This window comes from Cellulophaga baltica, from assembly GCF_018861125.1.
In the GTDB taxonomy this organism is placed as follows: domain Bacteria; phylum Bacteroidota; class Bacteroidia; order Flavobacteriales; family Flavobacteriaceae; genus Cellulophaga; species Cellulophaga baltica_A.
In genome coordinates this window covers 100,865-126,170 of sequence record NZ_JAHKQN010000026.1, presented here as the reverse complement: position 1 = coordinate 126,170, position 25,306 = coordinate 100,865, and the positions used below count along the sequence as shown (strand labels likewise).

At 31.5% G+C, this 25,306-nt stretch carries 25 protein-coding genes; 8 read left to right on the top strand and 17 right to left on the bottom strand.

Annotated features, from left to right (window positions below):
- Nucleotides 1–120: 120 nt before the first annotated feature.
- The gene (locus tag KO500_RS13450; protein ID WP_215957074.1) at nt 121–807 is read right to left on the bottom strand and encodes a DUF4294 domain-containing protein; all 687 of its coding nucleotides are present in this window, start codon (nt 805–807) and stop codon (nt 121–123) included.
- Nucleotides 808–956: 149 nt separating this feature from the next.
- Here KO500_RS13450 and KO500_RS13445 point away from each other — a divergent pair, with 149 nt between their 5' ends.
- Together KO500_RS13445 and KO500_RS13440 are read left to right on the top strand one after the other, a co-directional pair.
- Entirely contained in the window at nt 957–2,045 is a 1,089-nt protein-coding gene (locus KO500_RS13445) for a M42 family metallopeptidase (RefSeq protein ID WP_215957073.1), read from the top strand.
- Nucleotides 2,046–2,064: 19 nt separating this feature from the next.
- Nucleotides 2,065–2,613 (top strand): NUDIX hydrolase, encoded by a 549-nt coding sequence (locus tag KO500_RS13440; RefSeq protein WP_215957072.1) that lies wholly within the window; start codon nt 2,065–2,067, stop codon nt 2,611–2,613.
- Here KO500_RS13440 and hisS read toward each other — a convergent pair.
- The 6 genes from hisS to rpsF all read right to left on the bottom strand — a co-directional run bounded on the left by hisS (nt 2,608) and on the right by rpsF (nt 9,050).
- Complete coding sequence (hisS, locus tag KO500_RS13435) at nt 2,608–3,996, bottom strand: histidine--tRNA ligase (RefSeq protein WP_215957071.1); 1,389 nt, start codon at nt 3,994–3,996, stop codon at nt 2,608–2,610. The two genes, KO500_RS13440 and hisS, sit on opposite strands and share 6 nt — an antisense overlap.
- Nucleotides 3,997–4,065: 69 nt before the next feature.
- On the bottom strand, nt 4,066–4,536 hold the full coding sequence (locus KO500_RS13430; RefSeq protein WP_215957070.1) for a DUF6495 family protein: 471 nt from the start codon (nt 4,534–4,536) through the stop codon (nt 4,066–4,068).
- Nucleotides 4,537–4,652: 116 nt separating this feature from the next.
- Entirely contained in the window at nt 4,653–7,826 is a 3,174-nt protein-coding gene (locus KO500_RS13425; RefSeq protein ID WP_215957069.1) for a TonB-dependent receptor, read from the bottom strand.
- A gap of 120 nt (nt 7,827–7,946) precedes the next feature.
- On the bottom strand, nt 7,947–8,396 hold the full coding sequence (gene rplI / locus KO500_RS13420; protein ID WP_215957068.1) for a 50S ribosomal protein L9: 450 nt from the start codon (nt 8,394–8,396) through the stop codon (nt 7,947–7,949).
- A gap of 13 nt (nt 8,397–8,409) precedes the next feature.
- On the bottom strand, nt 8,410–8,706 hold the full coding sequence (rpsR, locus tag KO500_RS13415) for a 30S ribosomal protein S18 (protein WP_215957067.1): 297 nt from the start codon (nt 8,704–8,706) through the stop codon (nt 8,410–8,412).
- Between the two features lie 5 nt (nt 8,707–8,711).
- Nucleotides 8,712–9,050, bottom strand: a complete 339-nt coding sequence (gene rpsF, locus KO500_RS13410; RefSeq protein WP_215957066.1) for a 30S ribosomal protein S6 — start codon at nt 9,048–9,050, stop codon at nt 8,712–8,714.
- A 245-nt stretch (nt 9,051–9,295) separates the two neighbouring features.
- On the opposite strand from rpsF, the gene KO500_RS13405 reads away from it, so the two are divergent.
- Nucleotides 9,296–9,988, top strand: a complete 693-nt coding sequence (locus tag KO500_RS13405; protein ID WP_215957065.1) for a LytR/AlgR family response regulator transcription factor — start codon at nt 9,296–9,298, stop codon at nt 9,986–9,988.
- On the opposite strand, the gene priA is transcribed toward KO500_RS13405, so the two are convergent.
- Genes priA through nadC form a run of 4 tightly spaced genes read right to left on the bottom strand, consistent with a single transcriptional unit; the run spans nt 9,989 to nt 14,725 of the window.
- Entirely contained in the window at nt 9,989–12,445 is a 2,457-nt protein-coding gene (gene priA / locus KO500_RS13400) for a replication restart helicase PriA (RefSeq protein WP_215957064.1), read from the bottom strand.
- An 11-nt stretch (nt 12,446–12,456) separates the two neighbouring features.
- Nucleotides 12,457–12,897, bottom strand: coding sequence for a DUF2147 domain-containing protein (locus tag KO500_RS13395; RefSeq protein WP_215957063.1), 441 nt, complete (start codon nt 12,895–12,897; stop codon nt 12,457–12,459).
- Nucleotides 12,881–13,867, bottom strand: a complete 987-nt coding sequence (locus KO500_RS13390; RefSeq protein ID WP_215957062.1) for a YihY/virulence factor BrkB family protein — start codon at nt 13,865–13,867, stop codon at nt 12,881–12,883. Before KO500_RS13390 ends, KO500_RS13395 begins: the two co-directional genes overlap by 17 nt.
- Nucleotides 13,868–14,725 carry a carboxylating nicotinate-nucleotide diphosphorylase gene (gene nadC / locus KO500_RS13385; RefSeq protein WP_215957061.1) on the bottom strand — a complete coding sequence of 286 codons (858 nt, stop codon included), beginning with the start codon at nt 14,723–14,725 and terminating at the stop codon, nt 13,868–13,870.
- A gap of 165 nt (nt 14,726–14,890) precedes the next feature.
- On the opposite strand from nadC, the gene rlmH reads away from it, so the two are divergent.
- Nucleotides 14,891–15,364: a 23S rRNA (pseudouridine(1915)-N(3))-methyltransferase RlmH gene (gene rlmH / locus KO500_RS13380; RefSeq protein ID WP_215957060.1), complete on the top strand. Its 474-nt coding sequence runs from the start codon at nt 14,891–14,893 to the stop codon at nt 15,362–15,364.
- A gap of 4 nt (nt 15,365–15,368) precedes the next feature.
- On the opposite strand, the gene KO500_RS13375 is transcribed toward rlmH, so the two are convergent.
- From KO500_RS13375 to KO500_RS13355, 5 genes are all read right to left on the bottom strand, one after another.
- Entirely contained in the window at nt 15,369–16,175 is an 807-nt protein-coding gene (locus KO500_RS13375; protein ID WP_215957059.1) for a type IV pili methyl-accepting chemotaxis transducer N-terminal domain-containing protein, read from the bottom strand.
- Nucleotides 16,176–16,343: 168 nt separating this feature from the next.
- The gene (serA, locus tag KO500_RS13370; protein WP_215957058.1) at nt 16,344–18,236 is read right to left on the bottom strand and encodes a phosphoglycerate dehydrogenase; all 1,893 of its coding nucleotides are present in this window, start codon (nt 18,234–18,236) and stop codon (nt 16,344–16,346) included.
- A 159-nt stretch (nt 18,237–18,395) separates the two neighbouring features.
- Nucleotides 18,396–19,094 (bottom strand): DUF3307 domain-containing protein, encoded by a 699-nt coding sequence (locus KO500_RS13365; RefSeq protein ID WP_215957057.1) that lies wholly within the window; start codon nt 19,092–19,094, stop codon nt 18,396–18,398.
- Nucleotides 19,091–19,702: a SatD family protein gene (locus tag KO500_RS13360; protein WP_215957056.1), complete on the bottom strand. Its 612-nt coding sequence runs from the start codon at nt 19,700–19,702 to the stop codon at nt 19,091–19,093. Before KO500_RS13360 ends, KO500_RS13365 begins: the two co-directional genes overlap by 4 nt.
- Nucleotides 19,703–19,782: 80 nt before the next feature.
- Nucleotides 19,783–20,235: a methyltransferase family protein gene (locus KO500_RS13355; protein WP_215957055.1), complete on the bottom strand. Its 453-nt coding sequence runs from the start codon at nt 20,233–20,235 to the stop codon at nt 19,783–19,785.
- A gap of 57 nt (nt 20,236–20,292) precedes the next feature.
- Between KO500_RS13355 and KO500_RS13350 the strand changes: the two genes are divergently transcribed.
- From KO500_RS13350 to KO500_RS13335, 4 genes are all read left to right on the top strand, one after another.
- Nucleotides 20,293–20,865, top strand: coding sequence for a non-canonical purine NTP diphosphatase (locus KO500_RS13350; protein WP_215957054.1), 573 nt, complete (start codon nt 20,293–20,295; stop codon nt 20,863–20,865).
- A 197-nt stretch (nt 20,866–21,062) separates the two neighbouring features.
- Nucleotides 21,063–22,889, top strand: a complete 1,827-nt coding sequence (locus KO500_RS13345; RefSeq protein ID WP_215957053.1) for a DEAD/DEAH box helicase — start codon at nt 21,063–21,065, stop codon at nt 22,887–22,889.
- A 90-nt stretch (nt 22,890–22,979) separates the two neighbouring features.
- On the top strand, nt 22,980–23,765 hold the full coding sequence (locus tag KO500_RS13340; RefSeq protein ID WP_215957052.1) for a carboxypeptidase-like regulatory domain-containing protein: 786 nt from the start codon (nt 22,980–22,982) through the stop codon (nt 23,763–23,765).
- 50 nt (nt 23,766–23,815) lie between these two features.
- Nucleotides 23,816–24,634 (top strand): metallophosphoesterase, encoded by an 819-nt coding sequence (locus KO500_RS13335; protein WP_215957051.1) that lies wholly within the window; start codon nt 23,816–23,818, stop codon nt 24,632–24,634.
- Here KO500_RS13335 and KO500_RS13330 read toward each other — a convergent pair.
- On the bottom strand, nt 24,631–25,302 hold the full coding sequence (locus tag KO500_RS13330) for a TrmH family RNA methyltransferase (protein ID WP_215957050.1): 672 nt from the start codon (nt 25,300–25,302) through the stop codon (nt 24,631–24,633). The genes KO500_RS13335 and KO500_RS13330 overlap by 4 nt on opposite strands.
- Nucleotides 25,303–25,306: the final 4 nt, after the last annotated feature.

The window sequence follows — 25,306 nt, the reverse complement described above, 5'->3', positions numbered from 1 at the left end:
TTTTTAAACCATAAACCAAGTAACTAAAAAACAAAGGCTTACAGTTGTAATAATTTTCAAATAAAATACAATGAAATTTGAAGGGTTATAAATTTACTCGATTATCATGAAACACACAAACTATTCCTTTGGCTTGTTTTGCTTTTTCCACTTATTATTTAGTGTAGAATAATCGTAATTAAGAGCAGATTTCTGTTTTTCTAACTTAAAACTAGCAAAAGCACGTTGCAATATATCCTCTATTAAGTAATCTTCATGAACAGTATCCGGGTGAAATTCTTCTTTAATACTTATCTTAAACATTTTTGCAGTAGTATTATACCAAAAAGCTCTCCAACCATTACGAAGTTCTTTCACCAAATCAAAAGCCGTTATACCTGTCTGCCTATGAATCAACTTAATTAAAATTTGACCTTCAGTACGAGTCAGCTTTTTTAACTCTTCAGAAAATTCCCCCTCAATATATTTATGTATTTCACGAGTATACTTTCTTTGTTTCGACTTTTTGGTAATTTTAGTTAAGCTATCATTCAACTCAACTAATCTTTCTGATGCCAATTTAGCATACGGATACACCTTTAATGTTTTTCTTCTTAATATATAGTAACGAACTTTCTCTTTATAACTAGAAAACTTCAATCTACTAAATACATAAACTTCATCTAAATCAATGGATTGTTGCACTACAGAGTCCCCTTCTATAATAATAGCTTTTTCTGCAATTGAATCCGCTTGAAATTCTTCCACTTGGCTATACCCCTTTGAGTATATTATCAGAAAGAGGATAAGTATGTAATTTAACTTCATTCAATATTTTTATTTATACACTACAAAAGACCTTACTTTATAAAAGCAAAGCTTTACATAAACACAAAATTCTTACCAAAATTAATATAATCAGATATGACTATTAAATAAAAGTGAATATTATTAACTTCGTTACAAATTATACACAAATGAGTACAAAGAAGATTCTTAATAAAAAATCATTAGACTTTTTAGAAAAATACCTGAACAACCCTGCTCCTACTGGCTATGAGTGGGAAGGTCAAAAAATATGGATGGATTACTTAAAACCATATGTTGATACTTTTATGACTGATACTTATGGTACTGCTGTTGGTGTTATAAACCCCGATGCCAAGTTTAAAGTTGTAATTGAAGGTCATTCTGATGAAATATCATGGTATGTAAATTACATCACTGATGATGGTTTAATATATGTGATTAGAAATGGTGGTAGTGATCATCAAATAGCTCCATCAAAATGGGTAGATATACATACTGACAAAGGAATTGTTAAAGGAATTTTTGGTTGGCCAGCAATCCACACAAGAAATGGCGCTAAAGAACAGGCTCCTAAATTAGATAACATATTTATTGATGTAGGAGCAAAAGACAAAAAAGAAGTTGAGGCACTAGGTGTGCATGTAGGTTGCGTGATTACATACCCTGATACTTTTCAAGTTTTAAATGGAAACAAATTTGTTTGCAGAGCTATTGACAATCGTGCTGGTGGCTTTATGATTGCCGAAGTAGCACGTCTTTTACATGAGAATAAAGACAAATTACCTTTTGGCTTATATATTACCAATGCTGTACAAGAAGAAGTTGGACTTAGAGGTGCAGAAATGATCACTCAAACTATTAAACCCAACATAGCAATAGTTACCGATGTTTGTCATGACACTACCACTCCAATGATTGAGAAAAAGACTCAAGGACACACTGAAATTGGTGCTGGACCAGTAATTTCTTATGCTCCCGCTGTTCAAAATAAATTAAGAGAACGTATAATTAAAACTGCTGAAGCTAAAGAAATTCCTTTTCAGAGAATGGCATCTTCTAGATATACTGGCACAGATACAGATGCTTTTGCGTATAGTAATGGTGGTGTTGCTTCTGCATTAATTTCTTTGCCATTGCGCTATATGCACACTACTGTTGAGACTGTTCATCAAGATGATGTTGAGAATGTAATAAAACTAATTTATGAAACGCTCTTAACTATCAAAGAAGGAGAAACCTTTAGTTATTTTGAATAAACACTTTAACTATTGAATTATGGATGAACTTATCGATATTTATAATGCTGATAGAATTACCACTGGAAAGACGGTTTTAAAATCGATTGCCCATAAAAATGGTTGGTTTCACCAAACAGTTCATATATGGTTTTATACTTCTGATAGAAAAATACTAGTACAACAAAGGGGAAAGCACAAAAGTGTTTTCCCCTTATTATGGGATGTATCTGTTGCTGGACATATTGGTGCTGGTGAAAAAATTGAAGATGCAGCCATCAGAGAAATTGAAGAAGAGATAGGACTACAAGTTAATTTTAATGATTTAAAGAAAATAGGCATTTTTAAATCTGAACACAAACACAGTGAAACATTAATTGACCGTGAATTTCATCATACCTTTATAGTCAAACTTCAGACACAGTTAAAACAACTTATAAAACAAGAAAGCGAAGTTGAGGCATTAGCACTCACTCCGCTTCTAAAATTTTCTGAAGAAACATGGGGGTTAGCAAATCCTAAAAAATATGTTCCTCACTCTACCGATTATTACAAAACTGTAATAAAAGCCATAAAAAAAGAATTATAACTCTTTTACAAACTCTTCTACTTTATCACAACTATACGTTTGTTGCGAACCTTTTTCTATATTTTTTACAGTAAACGTATTGTTTTTGAATTCTTCTTCCCCTATAATAACTATAAAGGGAACATTTTTATTTTTAGCAAACTTAAATTGTTTATTCTCTTGCTTCTGATTTTTAGCACTATCAGGATACAAGTCTGCTTTAATTCGATTTTTACGAAGTATAGTGATTAACTTTAAAGACTCAAAAGCTTCTTTCTCACCTAAATTCATAAAAAGCACTTTTAACGACTGGTCTATTGCTTCAGGAAAAAGATCGAGTTCTTCTAAAACCAAATAAATTCTATCTAAACCAAACGATATACCTACACCACTAACATCTTTAAGTCCAAAAATACCTGTAAGATCATCATAACGACCACCGCCACCAATAGACCCCATCTTTACCCCTTCAGGAGCGGCAACTTCAAAAATAGCACCTGTATAATAATTTAAACCACGAGCCAAAGTAACATCTATAGCTAGCTTTGCAGTTTGTAAACCTAAAGCTGAAATAGTTTCTATTATAAAACGAAGCTCCTCCACTCCTTTTGCTCCTTGCTCAGAAGCCGTTAAAAGTGTTTGCAAAGCATCTAGCTGTTCTGAATTTGTACCTGTTAAATTGAATAAAGGAGAAGCTTTTTCAATTGAAGCTTCTGAAATACCTTTTTCTAGCATTTCTTTTTTAACACCTTCTTCACCAATTTTATCTAATTTATCAAGTGCAACTGTAAAATCTATTAAATTATCTTTTGCCCCTATAACTTCAGCAATACCTGCTAAAATTTTTCTGTTATTCATTTTTATGGTTACACCATTCAATTTTAAATCAGAAAAAACAGCATCGTATAATTGAACAAATTCCACTTCTTGTAGAAGCGAGTCAGAACCTACCACGTCAGCATCACATTGAAAAAATTCTCTAAAACGACCTTTTTGTGGCCTATCTGCTCTCCATACGGGTTGAATCTGAAATCTTTTGAAAGGAAAGTCTATTTCATTTTGATGCATTACCACATAACGTGCAAATGGCACAGTAAGATCATAGCGAAGAGCTTTTTCTGAGATTTTTGACGTAATCTTACTTGAATCCTTTGAATTATATAATACATCATCAACTTTTCTTAAATAATCTCCAGAATTTAAAATCTTAAAAATCAATCGATCTCCTTCTTCACCATATTTACCCATTAAGGTATCTGAATTTTCAAAAGAAGGTGTTTCTATTGGTTGAAATCCAAAAATTTGAAAATTCTTTTTTATGATATCGAATATATAATTACGTTTTACAACTTCTGACGGAGTAAAATCTCTTGTACCTTTTGCTATAGATGGTTTTTTTGCCATTTAGTATTTTATGTGCTATAAATTAGCTTATATCTAATATTTTAATTCTTTATTACAACAAATATCGGTTTAACTAATAACTTTTTCAAACCATTGATATAATTCCCCTTTTGTAATTACCGCTCCTTTTTGAATAAGCTCAAATTTATCTACATTTTTTTCTTCTTTATAGGCTTTAGATGCCGTTAGATATTCCACAAAATCTGACTGCCAGTTTTTACGAAACCAACTAAAACCTGTATCTGTTGTCAAGTCAATTTCTGGATTCATTACTTTAACTGAAATTAATTTCATTTCCTTATCTGTCAAATGAAACAAGTGCATTTGTTGAGCTGAAATATTTTCAACATATTCCACTTTACTTAAAACTCCTTCCCAAACTAAATCAGAAAAAACATCTATTTCTTCTTCAGCAACTTCTGGCTTATCTTTTTTTATAGATTCCCATTCATCACCGGTAATAGATTGTGTTGCCAAAAAATTAATAAATTCTTGATGTAACTCTTCTAGTTGTTGTTTTGTAAGTCTTGTATATTTCATGTACTGAATTATTTCTTTTTTAATTTCAATATTTAAGTGAAATTAAAATCTTTGCAAAAATAAAAAGGCTGTACAAATTGTACAGCCTTTTTTAAGTTTAATATTACTTTATTTTCTTAGAAAATATAACGTAAACCAAATTGCATTTGCCATCTAGACAGTAAACTTGTATCAAAACCGTAAGTTTCTGTTAAAGTTGGATCAAACGTATATGTTGGTGTATTAGTATCATCAACACTAACACCCACAGGATTTAAGTTATTAGGCACTTGAATCACACCCCAATCAGAGTTAATTAAGTTTCCAACATTTAAAATATCTACACTAAATTGAATTTTATTAGTATCATTTATTTTATAATCTTGTAATAATTTAAGATCCCAGCTACCTCTCCAAGGTGCTAAAGCTCCATAACGCTCCATATACTCTCCTCGATTATCACTTAAATAGTCATCTTGTTGAATATATGCTTCAAAAGCATCAGCTTGGCCAGCTTCTGCAAATTGCATTTGTTGTACTTCTGTTGCTGTTGGAATGTATAAAAGATCATTATTTTGAAACGAACTATCTCCATTTATATTCCCTGCATAAGTATAGTTATAACGTGCTCCTTGCGCATATTCAAAAAATGTAGATATAGTTGTATTCCACTTTCCTTCTCCATATTCAAAGTTTTTAGATAACACCCCTATAAAACGGTGTGTATCTCCGTATTTAGAATACGATAAAACATCATCATTTGCATTACCAGATACTGGATTAAAATCAAAAGCGTCACCTGTAATTTCTGCTTCTATAGAATTTACATCTTTAGCATTTAAATAACTATATGCGGCCATTGCATATAAACCATTAGTAAATGTTTTTTGTGCTTTTAAAGAAGCATTCCAAATTCTACCTTTATCAGAATTTGTAAACACATAAGCACTTGTAGAACCACCGAAAGCATTTAACGCATAATCTTCAGCCTCATAGACTGGTCTATTATCTCCAGGAGCATTTAATGTTCCAGAAGGTTCACTAAGTCCCCAGTTTTGTACATGAGCTCCATTTATATCTTTAGTATAAGAAACGTCTGCTGTTAAAATAATATCATTATCAAAACGATGATCAACACCTAAATTAGTTCTCCATACTTGTGGCCATTTAAAATCAGGGTCAACTGCTTCGTAAAAAAAGAAATCAACTGCTTGAACTTGATTACCCAACCAAACAAAAGGTAATTTACCAGTAAACACACCCGTTCCACCACGCAATTGTGTAGTTTTATCTCCTTTAATATCCCAGTTAAAACCAACTCTAGGAGAAATTAACCATTCATTAGTTGGTAACTGTTCTGAATCTATCAAAGTCTCTTCTCCGGTATTAGGGTTGTAATAAACATTATCTGGCTGATAATTATCAATTTTTCTCTGAATGTTTTCAGCTATCTTATCTTGAGTATCAAAATATAATGGCTTATCAAAACGGATACCATAGGTTAATTTAAAATTATCTGTAGCTGTCCACTCATCTTGCACATAAAATGATAGTTGACCTACATTTGTTTCAGCCAATTGCCAACCTTCACCATCTGGAACTTGATTATTAGCCGCAAATTGAGCTTCTGCACCTTGTATAAGTCCATCTATCAAACCATCAGGACCCGCAAAACTTAAAAAATCTTCCACAGAAGTAAAGTTTCTATCATCGTCAAAATTGAAAGGAGTTCCATTTACGTCAAATCCAAAAGTACCTCCATAGTTTCCTAAGTTAAAGGAGTTTTTAAATTCAAATTTCTCAAAAGCAGCTCCAATTGTATACGTATGATTTCCTTTAAAAATATTTAAGTTATTGGTAAATTGAAATACTTTCTGATCTAAACGATTATGAATCGAAAAAGGTTCATGTCCAGCAACTATATAGTTTGAACCTGCTCCATCTTCAATAATTATACTTGGCGCTGGAGTAGAAAAAGGATCTCTAAAGTCATCAAAATGTGTATAGCCAAATTGAAATTTATTAGTAACTGAATTAGATAAGGTTGAGTTTAATTCCAATTGAACAGAGTTTAAATTATTATTTATCTCATAACCAGAATTTTCAAATTGTAGGGTTGCAAAACTTGGCCCTCTACTTCCCAATGCTGTTGGATGCGCCGGTTTTTCCGCAGATGACCTTAAAAAATTGTAAATTAACGCTAAACGGTTTTTGTCATTAATATTCCAATCTAATTTAAATAAACCTTTTGTAGACTCTGAAGCATAGGTGAAACCTTCATATCTACCTGTATCATAACCCAAATCGGCCAATGCAGATTGTACAGCTATCAAATCACTTTCTAAAACTCGTGATTCATTAATAGCGCCTGTCCCTGTATTAGGAACCCAACCATTAGAGCCTAAATCTTCTCTTTCATCTTTTTCAAAATTTGCAAAAAAGAATAATTTATTCTTTATAATTGGACCACCAATACTTATTCCGTATTGATTTTGAGATAATTTAGGTTTAGAAACATCTTCACCTTTAATTTTTCCTCCTGTTAAATCTTCATTTCTATAAAAACCATAAACAGTACCATGAAGCTCGTTTGTACCACTTTTAGTAACAGCATTTACAGTTGCTCCAGTAAAACCAGATTGGGTGACATCATAAGGCGCAGTACTTACTTGAATTTGATCAATAGCATCTAATGAAATTGGTTGCGCACCTGTTTGCCCACCTGGTGTTGGTGAATCTAAACCAAAAGGATTATTAAAAACTGCACCGTCTAATGAGAAATTATTATATTGATCATTACGGCCACCAAATGAATTTCCACTTGCTGTAGGCTCCAATCTAGTAAAATCTTCTGCTGATCTTGATATGGTAGGCAAACGTGTTAATTCTCTAGAACCAACACTTGTTTCTGCACCTGTACGGTCACTACCAAAAGTACCGCTTTGATCAGAAACAACTATAACTTCTTCTAACGCTTGACTATCTGGTACCATCGTAGCCGTAATGCTAAATGTATTACCTAAGCTTAAAAAAATATCAGATTTAACTTGAGTTTTGTAACCTACGTAAGATATTGTAAGCTCGTAAGGGCCTCCAACCCTAAGGTTTAATAAATTGAAACGACCATCTTCATTTGTGATTGCTCCATACTTAGTACCCGTTGGTGTGTGTATCGCAACAACATTAGCCCCAAAAAGAGGTTCATTTAAATCATCTCCAATCAAACCCTTAATGTTTGATGTGGTGACTTGTGCAGATGCACTGAAAGCAAATACTAGTAACAGATATGTTACATAAAAATTTTTAATCATAATTGAGTGAGTTTTGAGTTTACTCAAATTTAAAACAAAAAAAAAGAAGTTATGCGCGCATAACTTCTTTTTTTATAACAAATAGTTAACAAGTCGTTAACTATTCTTTAACTTTTTGTCTTATTTATCTCCAACAACTTCGAATGGGAAATCAACAATTACATCTCTATGTAATCTAATTTGAGCATTGTAAGGTCCAGTTCTTTTAACAGCACCACCTTGAATAGCGATAAATTTTTTCTCAATTTCTTGCCCTTCTTTAGCTAATGCTTCAGCTAAATCAATATTTGATACAGATCCAAATAATTTGTCTCCAGCACCAGACTTAGCAGAGATTTTGATCTCAAGTTGTTTTAAAGCTTCTGCAGTTTTATTTGCTGCTTCAACTATTTTCTTCTCTTTGTGCGCTCTTTGCTTTAAGTTTTCTGCTAATACTTTTTTAGCAGAAGAAGTAGCCATTACCGCTTTTCCGTTTGGAATTAAAAAGTTTCTACCGTAACCATTTTTTACTGTTACAACATCATCTTTAAATCCTAAGTTCTGTACGTCTTCCTTTAGTATAAGTTCCATCGTCCGTTTCTTTTTATTTTAATAAATCACCAACATATGGCATTAACGCTAAATGACGAGCTCTTTTTACAGCAACTGCCACTTTTCTTTGGTACTTTAAAGAAGTTCCAGTAAGTCTTCTAGGAAGTAATTTACCTTGTTCATTAACCAATTTGATTAAAAAATCTGGATCTTTGTAATCAACATACTTGATACCAGACTTTTTAAAACGACAATATTTCTTTTGAGAATTTGTCTCGATATTTAATGGAGTAAGATATCTGATCTCTCCATCTTTTTTACCTTTTGCTTGTTGTTCTATAGATGACATATTCCTTAAGCTTTAGTTTTTAACTTTGTTCTTCTTCTTTCTGCCCATGAAATTGCATGCTTGTCTAACTTTACAGTTAAAAAACGCATAACACGTTCATCTCTTCTGAATTCTAATTCATAAGGAGTAATTGTTTCTCCTGAAGCTTGGAATTCAAACAAATGGTAAAAACCACTTTTTTTGTGTTGTATTGGGTAAGCCAATTTTTTTAGGCCCCAATTTTCTTTAGATACCATTTTGGCACCTTTACTGATTAAGAAATCTTCGAATTTCTTAACTGTTTCCTCTATCTGAGTATCAGATAGAACGGGATTCAAAATGAAAACAGTTTCGTATTGATTCATATTAATATATTTTTAGGAGCGCAAAAGTAATAATTTTTTATTGTTTATACAAGATATCTTAAAAAACTTCGTTACTCTATTGAATGTTTTAAACAATCACGAACTAAACCCAAATTGAACCAAACCCTAATCAATGCAAAATACTAATTACACAACAAAAAGCGGCCTGTTCACATCTTTAGTTGCAGTTCATCGACTTTTTTCAGTACTTTGCCTTAGATTTAACCCCACAAATCAAACCTTTTATGAAATTAAGAAGTATAATCGTAGATGATTCTTCAATGCAAAGGATGGCTGTAGCTAAATTAGTTAATAATCACCCTAACTTAGCATTAGTTGCTGAGTATAGCAATGCTATTGAAGCAAAAAATGGAATTAAGAACAACGAGATTGATTTAATCTTTCTTGATGTTGAAATGCCTATTATTAATGGTTTTGACCTACTAGAATCATTAGACATTAGACCGCAAGTGATACTTATTACAGGTAAGCCTGATTATGCGCTCAAAGCGTTTGATTATGATGTAACCGATTATTTGCATAAACCTATTACCATGTCTAGGTTCGATTCATCTGTTAAAAGAGCTGTATCTAAATTTGAACAGATGCACAGAGTTAACGAAGATGAAGAGCACATTTTTGTAAAAAGTAATCTTAAAAAAAGAAAGGTTATTTTAAATGACATTAAATGGATTGAAGCTCTTGGAGACTACATTAAATTAGTTACTGATGAAGCAAATATTGTTATCCTCTCAACAATGAAGTCTTTTGAAGAACAATTACCAAGTGAAAAATTTCTTAGAATTCATAAATCCTACATTATAAATTTAGAGAAAGTTGAAAAGTTCAATAGTAAAAACGTTGAAGTTAGCGGAAGATCTATACCTTTAAGTAGAAACAAAAAAACAGAACTAGCAGAAGCGCTAAATAATGTTTAATTAAATGTAATCTACATTATAAATTACTCGTACGCTTGCGTACTGCGAAATAGCATTAAAAGATTTTTCAATTGTTTTAATGCTATTTTTAGTTTTAGCTAAAGATTGCCCGTTTGGTATTTTAATTAAAACATGTTTTAAATATTGGTTTCTAATACGTGCTACTGGCGGAAATTCTGGTCCCAACACATGAACACCAAATGAATTTCGTAAGCCTTTAGTAAACCACTCCGCCGCTTCATTAATTTTATTATAATCTTTATGTTTAAAGGTGATTTTCAAAATTCGGTTTACTGGCGGGTATTTATGCTGTTGCCTTTCATACAACTGCTCTTTGTACATACCTTCAAAATCGCCTGTGGATACTTGCTTTAAAATTTGATGATAGGGATTATAACTCTGTATTAAAACTTTTCCTCTTTTTTTTGTTCGGCCTGCCCTACCTGCTACTTGAGTCAACAATTGAAAACTACGCTCGTGAGCTCTAAAATCAGGAAAGTTTAATAATGTATCTGCATTCATTATACCCACCAAGCTTACATTTCTAAAATCCAAACCTTTAGTTAGCATTTGTGTACCTACTAAAATATCTAATTCTTGTTGTTCAAAAGCTGTAATTATTTTTTCATAACCGTATTTACCCCGTGTAGTATCTAAATCCATACGACCAATTTTGGCTTCAGGGTATAGTTTCTGCAATTCTTGCTCCACTTGTTCTGTACCAAAACCTTTAGTATCTAAAGTAGGGCTTCCACAAGCATCACAAGCTAAAGGCAAAGCAATATGATAACCACAGTAATGACAACGCAACTGTTTTTTATATTGATGATAAGTTAAACTAACATCACAATTAGGACATTGAGGAGAGTTTCCACAAGTTGTACACTCTACAATTGGCGCAAAACCTCTTCTATTTTGAAATAAGATAACTTGCTCACCGTTTTCTAAGGTTTCTGAAATTTCGTTAAACAAACGCTCAGAAAAATGCCCTTTCATCCTCTTTTTTTTGCTTTGTTCCTTTATATCAACTAACTCGATATCGGGCATTAATACATCTCCAAATCGACGAAAAATACTTGCATAACCATATTTACCAACTTGAACATTATAAAAACTTTCAACGCTCGGTGTTGCAGAACCTAATAAAATATTTGCATTATGAAAACTTGCTAAAACAATTGCAGCATCACGAGCATGATACCTTGGAGCAGGATCGTATTGCTTAAAAGAACTCTCATGTTCTTCATCAACAATAATTAAACCTAATTCTTTAAAAGGCATAAAGAGTGCCGAACGAGCACCAATAACAATTTGAGCTTTGGGTTTATTCGCTAGCACATTATTCCAGACTTCAACACGTTCTTGCACACTATATTTTGAATGATAAACTGCAACTTTTTCTCCAAAATATTCTTGCAATCTTGAAATTAGCTGTGTTGTTAACGCTATTTCTGGCAACAAATACAATGCTTGCTTACCAGTTTTTAAACAATCTTCAATCAACTTCACATAAACTTCTGTTTTACCTGAAGATGTAACCCCTTGTAATAACGTTGGTTTATTTTGAATAAAATTTTCTTTAATAGCTACTAAAGCCTGTTTTTGATATTTATTCAAATCTTTTAAATCTGAATTCTCATCAGAATTAGAATAAACAACCCTATCTGTTTGAATAAAATATTCTTCTAAAATTTTTTTATCGATTAAAGCTTTAATAATAGCACTTGAGCTTCTACTTGCCGTTTCTAATTCTGAAACTTTGATTGGTTTTTCACTTGTTGCTTGTAATTGAAAAAGCGACAATACTACTTGACTTTGCTTTTTAGCTCTGGTTAATGATTTTAAAAGTTCTTCAAGCTTGTCTTCTGATAAATATTCATTCCCTAAACGAACGTAACGTACCATTTTAGGCTTGTACTGCTCATAAACCTCTTCTTTTAAAACTATAATATTTTTATCTAGAAGCCTATTTAAAACAGGTAGTATTGTTTTTTTATCAAGAATAGCACTTATTTCATGAACGCGCAGTATAGATTGATGCTGTAGTGCTTCATAAACTAAAAATTCATCATCTAAAAGCTCACTTTCTTCTACCTCAAATTTTGTGTTTCTCAGAATTAGCGTTTCACTTTCCAACAAAAAAGCACTTGGCACTGCTGTTCTAAAAACTTCGCCAATACTACACATGTAATAATTGGAAATCCAAGACCAATGTTTTATTTGTGTTGCTGTAACTAAAGGTGTCTCATCTAATATTTGATGAATTTCTTTAGCTTCATAAACTGTTGGTGGTGTTTGATGGACTTCATGCACTAATGCACTATAAATTTTAGACTTCCCAAAAGGAACTGCAACCCGCATACCTGGTTCTAAAAATTTAGCCTCAGCATCAGAAATGCTATAAATGAATAGCTTTTCTAAAGGAATAGGTAGAATTACATTAATAAAATAAGACATTACACTATGTTCTAATCTTTTACCCTTTGCCAAGTTTGCGTTCGGTAAATAAATGCTAAATACCCTCTAACCTTAAGTTCGTCAGGATTATCAGGGTTTAACCATATTTTACAACGAAAAGTCATTGCCTGCTCAGGATCAAATAAATATTTCCCTTTCCATTCCCCATCACCATTATCTACAGCCCCTTTAATAATTGTCATTCCAATTACAGGCTTATCTTTTAAATCACCCTCGCATTTTTCACATTTGGCATTTTCTTTTCCTTCTTCTAAAATAGAAACTACATCACCATAGAGCTCACCATTCTTTTTATAAATTTTGATAATCCCTTTTGGTTTACCTGTACGATCATCAATTGTTTTCCATTCATCAAAAACTTCTTGTGCATTACCAGTACTTGCTATTAATAAAGCTAAACCTGCAATTATATTTTTAAAGTAGTTCTTCATTTTTTTTATTTATATTATTTCTTAAAGCATTTAATGTTGCATTCAACTCAAAACCTAATAACAGAATATTTGAATTTAACCAAATAAACACCATCAAGATCAGCAATCCTCCTAAGGTACCATATAACTCATTATAACGTGCAAACTTTTCAACATAAACACCAAATAAATAAGAAGTAAACAAAAATAACAATGTTGTCATTAAAGCTCCTGCGGAAAAAAACTTGGCCTGCTTACCTTCTGCTGTACCAAAGTAATATAAAATTGCTGTTGTAAAATACGACAATAAAATGAAGAAAATAACTTTGGCTATCTGAGCACCCAACAAATCTGCATCATCAATATTAGCATTGTAGGTTTTTGCCGCGAAATCACTTGCATACTCAACAATATGTATTTCTGAATAAATAAAGAATATTGCTGATATTATTAGCATTGTAGATAATATTATACCTACCATTAGCGCATAAGCATATTGCCTAAAAAAATTCCGAGTCAAATTCACATGATATGAATTTTCAAAACCTGCAAAAATAGCATTAACACCATTTGCTACTAAAAATATAGAAAGTACAAACGTTGATGATAATAACCCCCCTCGCTTCTGATCTTTTATTTGTATAAATATTTCTTCAAAATAATCACCAGTAGCAGTAGGTAAAAAGGACTCTAAAAAAACCAAAAACTCTTTTTCAAAACTTTCTCCTGGTTCCATTGGAACATAAGGAATTATAAAAGGTAAAAGCGTTACTAAAAATATCATTAAAGGAAATAATGCCATAAAAAGACTAAATGCAATTGCTCCCGCCCTGCTCGACATTGCACCTTTTAAAATACCCGAAAGATACATCTCTATTAAAGCGTATAATGAAAGACCTTCAAAAGCAGACAGCTTTACTTTTTTAAGCAAACGCGCCACCCAATTTACTATTGGAATTTTATCTATTTTTTCCTCAATAGCTTTTGACATTTAGACTGCTTTTAGGCTTAAATCCATATTATAAACAGAATGCGTTAACGCACCTGATGAAATATAATTTACTCCACATTCCGCATAATCACGAATTGTTTTTTCATTTATACCACCTGATGATTCCGTTAAACTATCTATACCTATTAATTTTACAGCAGTTCTAGTATCTTCAAAACTAAAGTTATCGAGCAAAATTCTATAAACACCCTTAGCTTCTAAAATTTGTTGCACTTCATTTAAATCACGAGCTTCAACAATAATTTTTAAATCTCTATTCGTTTCTTTTAAATATTGTTTTGTTTTTTCAATTGCTTTATCAATTCCACCAGCAAAATCAATGTGATTATCTTTCAACATAATCATGTCATACAAGGCAAACCTATGATTTTCTCCACCTCCTATTTTTACCGCCCACTTTTCTAGCGCACGAATACCTGGTGTTGTTTTTCTAGTGTCTAAGATTTTAGTTTCTGTACCTTCTAAAAGGTTTACAAAAAAATTAGTTTTAGTAGCAATTGCACTCATACGTTGCATAGCGTTTAAAACCAAACGTTCTGCTTTTAGTATACTTTGTGAACTCCCTTCTACATAAAAAGCAATATCACCTTGTTTAATCTTATCTCCATCTTTTAAAATCGACTCTATTTTCAAATTTTTATCCACATAGCTAAAAACTTGTTTTGCAAAAGCTATACCGGCAATTAACCCCTCGTCTTTTACCAAAAGTTTTGCTTTACCAGTTGCCGTTTTAGGAATACAAGCTAATGAACTATGATCTCCATCACCAACATCTTCACGAATGGCATTTTCAATTATTAACGCTATCTCTTTATTAAATTGTTCTTCTGAAATCATCAATATATTTTTCTTAATTGCTAATTTACTAAATATATAAGTCGAAAGACAAATGTCAAACTTTAAAATTCTACTATTTTACAAAACCCAATCAATCTAAATTTTCACAAGGTCATATTTACTATTACTACTTTTGATATTATGAATTTTGAGTAATTTTGTAATATGACGATTAAGCTACTTGCCATAGGAAAAACAGATAGTAAAGAATTGCAACAATTAACATCTGAATACCAAAATAGACTAAAACATTATGTAAGGTTTGAACTTGATATTATTCCTGATATTAAAAACACTAAAAACCTTTCTGAAACTCAGCAGAAAGAAATAGAAGGTGAAGCTATTTTAAAAAAACTAAACTCAACAGATGTTTTAATTCTTTTAGATGAAAATGGAAAACATTACAACTCTGTTGATTTTTCTAAATTTTTACAAAAGAAAATGAATGCAGGCTTAAAGCAACTTGTTATTGTAATTGGAGGTCCTTACGGATTTAGTGATGCCATTTACCAAAAGGCACAAGGTAAAATTAGCTTGTCTAAAATGACATTTTCTCACCAAATGATTAGATTATTTATTGTTGAGCAGATTTATAGAGCTTTTACAATTTTAAAGAATGAGCCTTATCACCACCAATAAAGATTTATTCCTTTTCTAAAGATTTTAGCATATTTTCTGAAACAACAGACAAATCATTAAGCTCGTCAACTACACAATCAACAATATCTTTTTGGTTTTCAATCTTTTTCTCAATTTTTAATACGTGTTGTAAATCTTTTATATTTTTCATGTGCGAATTAAATGCATGAGATTGATGCCATGATATTTCTTTCAATTGGTTGTTTTGATTAGTGATTTTTTTAATCACGGGATTTACTATAAAAAATATTTCAAAAAGAATTATAATAAGCGAAAAAACAGCCAACTCTAATTCAACAATCATTATGGTTTTAATCTCTTCCTCCGATTGCCTTTGAAATAAATAAACAATATTATCCATTATTTCTAAAAAGCTATCCGTATTTGTTGCCAACTCCTTAGTATCTATACTTTCAAAATTATCAAAATCACTTAAATTGGTGTAAATATGATCCAAATAAGGTTTAAGATCATTAAATCTTGTTTGTATTTCCTCATTATCTAAAGGATAAACTCCTAATCCTTCATCCCCTTTTTGCAGTATCGTATTTGTTCTATTTAATTTATTTAATGCAATACGCATTTCAGAATAGTCACAATTTTGAAATTTGCATTCATAAAAATCTTTTAACACCAATTGACTCAACATTCTTTGCCTACCAGACATATTTATAACATAAGCTGCTTGTTCTTGCTTTTTTAAAGAATATTGAATTATTGACTGTATTAAAATAGTCAAAACAATTATAGTAAGCACCAATAAATAGTACCTATAAAATTTTTTAGTAGTATTTGAAAACTTAAATTTCATTTAATATATACAAGATATTTCCTACAATGTTAACGTTTAAATTATAATATATTATATGAACTACAGTGTTTTCAAACATAATTTATATAAAGTCTTGCTTTTAAAATACAAAAAAGCCACTATGTAAATTTACACAATGGCTTTTAAATAATAACACTTAAAAATTATTTAGTAAAGAACTCTAAATTTGATTGTATTTTCTATCTTTTTTAGTTCTTTTATAACATCTTTATCGTATTCTTTATTTACATCAGATATTACATAGCCAACTTCATTATCCGTAGATAAATATTGCCCTGTAATATTTAACTCATAACGAGCTAAAACTTCATTAACTTTAGCCATAACACCTGGTACATTCTTATGAATATGCAAGAACCTATGTGACTTATTTTGTTTTGGTAGACGAATATTTGGGAAGTTAACTGCATCAACAGTATTACCTGAATTTATATAATCCATAATTTTATTAGGCACAAACTCAGCTATATTTGCTTGAGCCTCTTCCGTACTCCCCCCAACATGTGGTGTTAGAATTACATTGTCAATGCCTTTCAACTCAGTTTCAAACTCACCATTACTTCTTGGTTCTTCAGGAAAAACATCAATTGCTGCACCTCCTAATTTACCACTTTTTAATGCATTAGCTAATGCAGGAATATCAACCACAAAACCACGAGCTAAATTAATGAAGAAAGCTCCTTTTTTCATTTGATTGATTTCACGCTCACCAATAAAATTAAGGTTGGCTTTATTATCATCAATATGTAATGTGACCACGTCAGATATATTCAAAAGATCTTCAAGACTATTACATTTAACTGCATTACCCAAAGCTAATTGATCATTAACATCGTAGTAATACACACGCATACCAATTGCCTCTGCTAGTACTGACAATTGTTTACCAATATTACCATAACCAACAATACCTAGGTTTTTACCACGAACTTCTCTTGAGTTTGCCGCTGTTTTTTGCCATTGTCCTTGGTGAATTTCTGTACTACGTGTAAACACACTACGCATTAACATTATAATTTCTCCAATAGCTAATTCTACTACTGAGCGTGTGTTTGAATATGGAGCGTTAAACACAACAACACCATTTTCCTTACACGTATCCAAATCTATTTGAGTTGTACCAATACAAAAAGCACCAACTACCATTAATTTATCGGCAGCTGCTAAAACAGCTTTAGTTACTTGCGTTTTAGAACGGATACCAAGTACGTGTACACCTTTTATTTTTTCAATTAAATCTTCTTCGGTTAAACTATGCTTTACTGTTTCAACTGAGAAACCTGCTTCTGTTAATGTTTTAAAAGCATCAGCATGTACATTTTCTAATAACAACATCTTTATCCTATTTTTAGGATAAGAGATTTTTCTAGGTAAATCGTTCACAAATAAAAATTCATCAAGGTTAGGTGTAATATAGTCTGCATTTTTTGCAGCCTTTTCACGGTGTACATTTTCGGTATAAGCAAAAAACTTATCGGCAATACCTGCTTCTCTCATCACGTAATCGCTATACCCATCGCCAATAACTTGAACCTCACCGTCAAGGTTCATGTTTTTAAGACAATCTATTTTTCCATTATGCTTTGAAAGGTAGTTTTCCTCATCAAAACCAATTATCTTTCCATCTTCATCAAACTTAAACGTGTTAGCATACACTCTCTCAGAAGGGATATTATATTCTTTCACAATCGGATCAATAAACTCTTTAAATCCACAGGAAATCACATAAATATCATCAGCATAGTCTTTAAAAAACTCTTTATTTGCCTCAATAGATTTAGAAATTTTGGTGCGTAATTGCTCTACCAATTCAACTAAATCATCTTTATGGGCATTCAATAGTTTTATACGCCTTTCTAAAGATTCTGTAAAAGAAATATCACCATCAATACCTAAGTTGGTAATTGCTTGAATTTCTTTAATAATTTCTTCTTTATCTGATTTACCTTCTAATGTTAGTTCGGCTAAAACATCTAAAGCTTCTACTCGGGTTAAAGTACTATCGAAATCGAATACATACTTTCTTCCTGTTGCTATCATTTTTTTGACTAATTAAGCGTCAAAAATAAAAATTTATTTACTCTAATAATACCTTTTCAATTTAAATCTGATTCCGAATTAATAATTGTAACATTTTGGTGTAGAATTGTTCGTTTGAATGGTCTTATATTGACAATCTGATAATTTAAAAATTCATAATTAAAAATTCAAATAAATCACACCTGTTAAAATTGCAATTCCAAAACTAAGAAGTGTTCCTATTAATATATATTCAGTTAATTCTCTACTATTACTTTCTTTTAAATCATTAAATCTAAAAACTGATTTTGCAGCAATTAAAAAACCTATTACTTCCCACCTACCCAATAAGATAAATGCCAATACAAAAAAACGTTCAATAATACCAATATACATACCTGCATTTGGTAACGATTCATGATCATCTTCTATATATTTTGACATACCCTCTAACAACTTACCGATTATAACTGCGGTTGGAAAACTCACAAATACAAATGCTGTTACTAGCTTTATATCAATACTTTCTACTAATGCCCAAGTATGCTCTATAACACCACCATAATAAGCACACACATATAAAACCAACACATGCAATAATTGATCTATAAAAAATGGAATACTTTTATTTTTAAATTTATGATTTACATATAGTTTTAGAGTATCTATCGCATAATGACTCATCAAAACTACCAATCCTATTTTCCAATAACTTAAATTCCACAACAAAAGCATCGCTAGCAAAAAATGCAACAAAACGTGATAATAAAGATATTTAGACTTCACTTTCTTATCTTCTTTACCAACAACCCATTTGGTAGGTTGCAACATAAAATCACCTATAAGATGTGCCAAAAAAAGTTTTATAAATAGTATCATTTTAAATGTTTGGTTAATGTTGTTTTGTAAAAATTTAAAACTTGATGCACCAAGTCTAACCTTGCTCTTTTTTGACGCTGACTAATAGCCGATTGTTGCACTCCTAATTTATCAGCAATTTCTTGTTGTTGCATATCGGGATTATCTAATGAATTGGCTATAATTTCAGCAGAAACAGGACTCCAATCATCCATAAAATCTAAAGCTAGTTTAAATATTAAATTTAAAGTCTCATTTACCTCATTGTTTGATGTTGCAATTGCCAAACTTAACTTTTGTTCTTTTAATTTTTCAAACACGCGACCTGAAAATTGATACGCTTCTCCGTTTGATTCACTCACTGTTTTAGCCTCATATGTTTCTTCACCAAGGCCAATTCCCATTCTCACATCTAAACCCTTAGTTTCCTTTATTTTTGCTTTTAACCCTACTGCACACTCTAAAGCTATATCTGCTTCTATTTTCAATTGAAACTCATCACCTCTATACACTTCCCAATCTTTTGGGGTTTCTCCAAAATTTGAAAGGTATTCTTTTAAAGTGTTCATCCACGCACTCACTTCATGGTGCTCTGAATTTATAATATCTCCAGTAATTACTGCCTTCATATTTATAAGCTAAAACGCTAATATATTAAAATATAAGTTAAATAGCTAATATGTGTAAATATTAGCCAAAAGACTAATATTTAAAACCACCTACGCACACTTTTCTTATAAAACTTATATTCTTTTCCAAAAAGTTTTTCTAAAGCAGTTTCTTCAGGTGTTATTTGAAATTTGTTCATATAGGATACAAAACCTGCCACCAACAAAATATTAAATGCATTACTCAAATACAGACTCCATGCTAAAAGAAATAACAAAATGCCTAAATACATTGGATTGCGAGAGTATTTATACAAACCAGATATCACTAAAGTTGATGCTCCATTTAGCTTTTTAGGGTTAATTGTTGTTTTCTTAGCATAGAATTGAACTAGTGACACAAAGCCAATAACGCTACCCAAACCTAAAAGTAAATACATTAAATACTTTTGACCTGTGAAAACAAAATTTCCGAAAGGCAATACGTAGGCTAAAACATACATTAAGAGCACTGTAATTAGTGTCACAAAAAAAGGCGGAATTTTTAAATGCATTTGATAAATATATAAAAGATTAAAATACTATTTTTGAATTTATTTATACCATAAATTATGGAACTTGTTTTTGCTACACACAACCAGAATAAAGTTAAGGAAGTACAACTACTAATTCCTGCAAATATTAAAATACTTTCTTTAACTGATATTGGTTGCCATGAAGAAATTCCTGAAACAGCAACTACACTTGAAGGCAACGCAAAAATAAAAGCTGACTTTGTAACTAAAAATTATGGTTATAACTGTTTTGCCGATGATACTGGTTTATTAGTAGATAGTTTAAATGGTGCACCAGGCGTTTTTTCTGCTAGATATGCAGGTGAACAAAAAAACTCAAATGACAATATTGATAAATTATTAAAAGAGTTAGAAAATAAGAAGAATAGAAATGCTGCTTTTACAACTTGTATTGCACTTAATATAAATAGTAATCAAATTATTTTCAACGGTACTGCCACCGGTGAAATCACAAAAGACAGACAAGGCATTGAAGGGTTTGGCTACGACCCTATATTTAAACCCACAGGATATTCTAAAACTTTTGCAGAATTACCTATTGAAGTAAAAAACAAAATAAGCCATCGAGGTAAGGCTATACAACAGCTAATTAGCTACCTTACAAAATAATAAAGACCAATTTAACACATTATACAACTTCACATATAAAATAAAACCCTATATACAAGGCTAATACATAAATTAATAGTACCTTTGCAGCTTTAAATAACGCCGCTGGTATAGCATGTGTTGCGCTGAGTTTGATAGGTTATAGAAAATAATCGCTCTATGCAACAGACATATTTGCGATTAAGAATAACATATTTATGACAAAATTTGAAGCGCTGGGACTACAAAAGTCCTTACTAGACGCTATTACAGACATGGGGTTTGAAACTCCATCAGACGTACAAGAAAAAGCAATCCCAATTTTATTAGGTGAAGACACAGATTTAGTTGCTCTTGCACAAACAGGAACAGGTAAAACTGCCGCTTTTGGTTTCCCATTAATTCAGAAAATTGACCCTAATAGTAGAACTACACAAGGGTTAATATTATCACCTACACGTGAGCTTTGTTTGCAAATTACCAAAGAAATGCAAGCATACTCTAAATATGAAAGAAATGTTAACGTTGTTGCTATTTATGGTGGAGCAAGTATTACTGATCAAGCAAGACAAATAAAACGTGGAGCTCAAATAGTTGTAGCAACTCCTGGCCGTATGAAAGATATGATGAGCCGTGGTTTAGTTGATATTACAAAAATTGACTACTGTGTATTAGATGAGGCTGATGAAATGTTAAACATGGGATTCTTTGAAGATATCAAAGAAATCTTATCAGACACTCCTAAAGATAAAAATACATGGTTGTTCTCTGCAACTATGCCTAGAGAAGTAGCTACTATTGCTAAAAAATTCATGAATTCTCCTCAAGAAATTACTGTAGGAACAAAGAATTCTGGTGCATCAACAGTACAACATGAGTACTATGTAGTTGGTGGTAGAGATAGATACCCTGCTTTAAAAAGATTAGCAGATACAAATCCTGATATCTTTTCAGTAATTTTCTGTAGAACAAAAAGAGATACGCAAAAAGTTGCCGAAAACTTAATTGAAGACGGTTACAACGCAGGTGCATTACACGGTGATTTAAGTCAAAACCAAAGAGATTTGGTAATGAACGCTTTCCGTAAAAAGCAAATTCAAATGTTAGTTGCTACTGATGTTGCTGCCCGTGGTATTGATGTTGATGATGTAACTCACGTAATTAACTACCAATTACCTGACGAAATTGAAACATATACGCACCGTAGTGGTCGTACTGGTAGAGCCGGTAAAACAGGAACTTCAATGGTTATTGTTACCAGAAGTGAGCTTAGAAAAATTAAAGCGATTGAAAATAAAATCAATCAAAAGTTTCTTTCAAAGAAAGTTCCAACAGGAATGGAAATTTGTGAGATACAATTACACCATTTAGCTAATAAGATAAAAGAAACTGAAGTTAATCCTGAAGTTGAATCTTATCTTCCTGCTATTAATGAAATTTTTGAAGGCGTTGAGCGTGAAGAATTAATTAAGAAAATGGTTTCAGTTGAGTTTACTCGTTTCTTTGATTATTATAACAAAACACGAGATATAAACTCAGGTGCTGATCGTGGTGATAGAGCAGACAGAAGTAACACAAAACCAGGAGAAATTCCAACAAGTGGTTCAGTTCGTTACTTTATCAATGTAGGTGAAAAAGATGATCACGACTGGATGTCTTTAAAAGATTTCTTAAGAGATACACTAGAGCTTGGTCAAGATGATATATTTAAAGTAGATGTAAAAGAAAGTTTCTCTTTCTTTAATACTGATGCAGCTATTACACCTAAAATTTTAGCAACTTTTAAAGATTTTAAAGTTGATGGTCGTTTTGTAAACGTTGAGATTTCTAGCAACCCAGGTGGTGGCGGAGGTCGTAGAAATCGTAGTGGCGGAAGACGCGATGGCGGTGGCGGAAGACGTCGTGAAAGATCATCTTCATCAAAAGGTGGTTACGGTGGTGACGGCGGAAGAAGAAGATCTGGTTCTAACTCTGGTTCAAGAGGTGGCAACAGAGATTCTAACTCAAGTGGTAGTAAGAGCAAACGTAGAGGTGGCTTTTTTTAAAAGATACTTTTAGTTAATTTCATATTAAAAAATACGCTTCGGCGTATTTTTTTATTTTGTTTACTATTTTTAGAGTCTTATATTACATAAATGAAAAAATATTTACTACACTGTTTATTTTTACTACTGACCACAATAAGCTTTGCTCAAGACAATGATGAAATTGAAGACGAAGGGCAATTGATTAATGCTTTAGTAGTAAATGCACAAGATGCATCAGCATTGGAAAGTGTACATATTATAAATTTAAATAAAGTAAAAGGTACTATTACTAACGAAAAAGGTGAGTTTAGTATCATGGCTTCTGTAAATGATACTTTATACTTTAGTTACCTAGGTTTTAAATCTCAGAAAGTCCGTGTTAGTAGTGATATGATGAAATTTAAAGACACAAAAATTACATTAACAGAACTTGCTTACGCTTTAGAGGAAGTTATTGTTACACCATATGAACTTACAGGTTATTTAGAAATAGACGTTAAAAACCTACCTATAAATGATTCTTACCAATACAGCATCTCAGGTTTAAATACAGGATATGAAGCTCGCAAGAAGAGTCCTAGTGCTGTTACCAAAGTATTAGGAGCCATTTTAAACCCTGCAGATTTACTACGGAATCTATTCGGAAAAAAACCGAATCAGATGAAAAAATTAAGAAAGGTTAAAGAAGATGATGCTATTAAAGATTTATTAGCTTCTAAATTTGACAGAGAAACTTTAATTGAGCTTTTACACATTGAAAAGGTTGATATTGAAGATATTTTAACCAATTGCAACTACTCAAAATCATTTATACTTACAGCGAACGACTTACAAATTTTAGATGCTATTAGTGGCTGTTATGAAGACTTTAAAGTTCTAAACAGAAAAAAATAAGGCTTTTTTTAAGTTTTAAAACTTAGAATTAAAATTATAAAGTCTTTAAAATGAATAGAAGAAAATTTGTTAAAAAACTATCATTAAGTTTATTAGGCTTATTCACTTTTATTTATATTGATAGTTATTGGTTTGAAAAATATATTATCGACTGGACTAAATTTGATCTTTCTAATAAAGGGGAAAATACGATTAAAATTGTTCAGCTTACAGATCTTCATTTAAGAGAGATAAAGTATTTTCATAAAACTATTGCCGCTAAAATAGCAAAAGAAGAACCGGACATAATTGCATTTACCGGTGACAGCATTACTAGCTACAAAAGACTCCATCTACTAGAAGGTTTTTTAAAACTATTAAATCCTGATATTTTTAAAGTTGTCATTTTAGGAAATAAAGAATATGACGGTAAAGTTCCTCTTGAAGATTATAGAAATCTATTTAAAAAATATAACGGCACTGTATTAGTTAATGAAAATCATGTTTATACTAAAAATACCCGACGAATTAATCTTATTGGTATTGATGATTTTTTAACGGGAAACGCTAACTTTAATAAAGCAATCCTAAATGTCGATAAGTCATTGGATACTGTCGTATTAAATCACTGCCCTGAGTATTCTGATGAAATAGCTATTATTAACGAAAAAGAAAACCTACCTATCAAAATGATTTTGTCTGGGCATACGCACGGTGGCCAAGTTACCTTTTTTGGTTTAGAAATATACAAACCAAGCGGAAGCGGTCGGTTTTTAAAAGGTTGGTACAAACTAAAAAACACTAAAATGTATGTTTCAAAAGGTATAGGAACAACAATACTACCGATTCGATTTTGTGCAAGAGCTGAAGCTTCTATTTTTAATATTTAATTATTCTGAGCCTCTTCCTCTTCATAATAACGCGCAACAATTTCTTTTCCACTTTTTATGGAGTTTTTTGCCCATTGTAATCGAGTAGCAAGCTTCTCACCTGCAGATAACTCCCAGTTATTAGTTTCTCTTTTTAATTTTGTAGTTAAGCTTTGTAATAATATTGCTGTAGAAACAGATATATTTAAGCTTTCTGTAAAGCCTACCATTGGTATTTTTAAATAACTATCGGCTTTTGCTAAAACCTCATCACTTAAACCTGTTTTTTCTGTACCAAAAAACAACGCTGTTTTTCCATCAAATTCAAAATCATCCAACAAACATGAGTCATTATGCGGTGTGGTTGCAATTATTTTATATCCTTTATTTTTCAAGGTATCAATACAACTAGCTGTACTATCATATTTATGCACATTCACCCATTTTTGTGAGCCCATAGCTATTTCATCATCTAACTCATTACTATTTCTCAACTCTATTATATGCGCTTCTTGCACTCCAAAAACATCACAAGTTCTAATTACAGCACTTGCATTATGCATTTGATACACATCTTCAACTGCAACCGTAATTTGGTTTGTTCTATTTTCTAACACTTTAGCAAAACGCTCTTTACGTTCTTCAGTTAAAAAATCTTCTAAATAATTTAAAAGTTTCAAATCAATCATAATT

What these genes read in the sequence shown, in the direction of transcription:
- KO500_RS13450 (WP_215957074.1), bottom strand. Translation starts at nt 807, where the DNA reads ATGAAGTTAAATTACATACTTATCCTCTTTCTGATAATATACTCAAAG.
- KO500_RS13445 (WP_215957073.1), top strand. Translation starts at nt 957, where the DNA reads ATGAGTACAAAGAAGATTCTTAATAAAAAATCATTAGACTTTTTAGAA.
- KO500_RS13440 (WP_215957072.1), top strand. Translation starts at nt 2,065, where the DNA reads ATGGATGAACTTATCGATATTTATAATGCTGATAGAATTACCACTGGA.
- hisS (WP_215957071.1), bottom strand. Translation starts at nt 3,996, where the DNA reads ATGGCAAAAAAACCATCTATAGCAAAAGGTACAAGAGATTTTACTCCG.
- KO500_RS13430 (WP_215957070.1), bottom strand. Translation starts at nt 4,536, where the DNA reads ATGAAATATACAAGACTTACAAAACAACAACTAGAAGAGTTACATCAA.
- KO500_RS13425 (WP_215957069.1), bottom strand. Translation starts at nt 7,826, where the DNA reads ATGATTAAAAATTTTTATGTAACATATCTGTTACTAGTATTTGCTTTC.
- rplI (WP_215957068.1), bottom strand. Translation starts at nt 8,396, where the DNA reads ATGGAACTTATACTAAAGGAAGACGTACAGAACTTAGGATTTAAAGAT.
- rpsR (WP_215957067.1), bottom strand. Translation starts at nt 8,706, where the DNA reads ATGTCATCTATAGAACAACAAGCAAAAGGTAAAAAAGATGGAGAGATC.
- rpsF (WP_215957066.1), bottom strand. Translation starts at nt 9,050, where the DNA reads ATGAATCAATACGAAACTGTTTTCATTTTGAATCCCGTTCTATCTGAT.
- KO500_RS13405 (WP_215957065.1), top strand. Translation starts at nt 9,296, where the DNA reads ATGAAATTAAGAAGTATAATCGTAGATGATTCTTCAATGCAAAGGATG.
- priA (WP_215957064.1), bottom strand. Translation starts at nt 12,445, where the DNA reads ATGTCTTATTTTATTAATGTAATTCTACCTATTCCTTTAGAAAAGCTA.
- KO500_RS13395 (WP_215957063.1), bottom strand. Translation starts at nt 12,897, where the DNA reads ATGAAGAACTACTTTAAAAATATAATTGCAGGTTTAGCTTTATTAATA.
- KO500_RS13390 (WP_215957062.1), bottom strand. Translation starts at nt 13,867, where the DNA reads ATGTCAAAAGCTATTGAGGAAAAAATAGATAAAATTCCAATAGTAAAT.
- nadC (WP_215957061.1), bottom strand. Translation starts at nt 14,725, where the DNA reads ATGATTTCAGAAGAACAATTTAATAAAGAGATAGCGTTAATAATTGAA.
- rlmH (WP_215957060.1), top strand. Translation starts at nt 14,891, where the DNA reads ATGACGATTAAGCTACTTGCCATAGGAAAAACAGATAGTAAAGAATTG.
- KO500_RS13375 (WP_215957059.1), bottom strand. Translation starts at nt 16,175, where the DNA reads ATGAAATTTAAGTTTTCAAATACTACTAAAAAATTTTATAGGTACTAT.
- serA (WP_215957058.1), bottom strand. Translation starts at nt 18,236, where the DNA reads ATGATAGCAACAGGAAGAAAGTATGTATTCGATTTCGATAGTACTTTA.
- KO500_RS13365 (WP_215957057.1), bottom strand. Translation starts at nt 19,094, where the DNA reads ATGATACTATTTATAAAACTTTTTTTGGCACATCTTATAGGTGATTTT.
- KO500_RS13360 (WP_215957056.1), bottom strand. Translation starts at nt 19,702, where the DNA reads ATGAAGGCAGTAATTACTGGAGATATTATAAATTCAGAGCACCATGAA.
- KO500_RS13355 (WP_215957055.1), bottom strand. Translation starts at nt 20,235, where the DNA reads ATGCATTTAAAAATTCCGCCTTTTTTTGTGACACTAATTACAGTGCTC.
- KO500_RS13350 (WP_215957054.1), top strand. Translation starts at nt 20,293, where the DNA reads ATGGAACTTGTTTTTGCTACACACAACCAGAATAAAGTTAAGGAAGTA.
- KO500_RS13345 (WP_215957053.1), top strand. Translation starts at nt 21,063, where the DNA reads ATGACAAAATTTGAAGCGCTGGGACTACAAAAGTCCTTACTAGACGCT.
- KO500_RS13340 (WP_215957052.1), top strand. Translation starts at nt 22,980, where the DNA reads ATGAAAAAATATTTACTACACTGTTTATTTTTACTACTGACCACAATA.
- KO500_RS13335 (WP_215957051.1), top strand. Translation starts at nt 23,816, where the DNA reads ATGAATAGAAGAAAATTTGTTAAAAAACTATCATTAAGTTTATTAGGC.
- KO500_RS13330 (WP_215957050.1), bottom strand. Translation starts at nt 25,302, where the DNA reads ATGATTGATTTGAAACTTTTAAATTATTTAGAAGATTTTTTAACTGAA.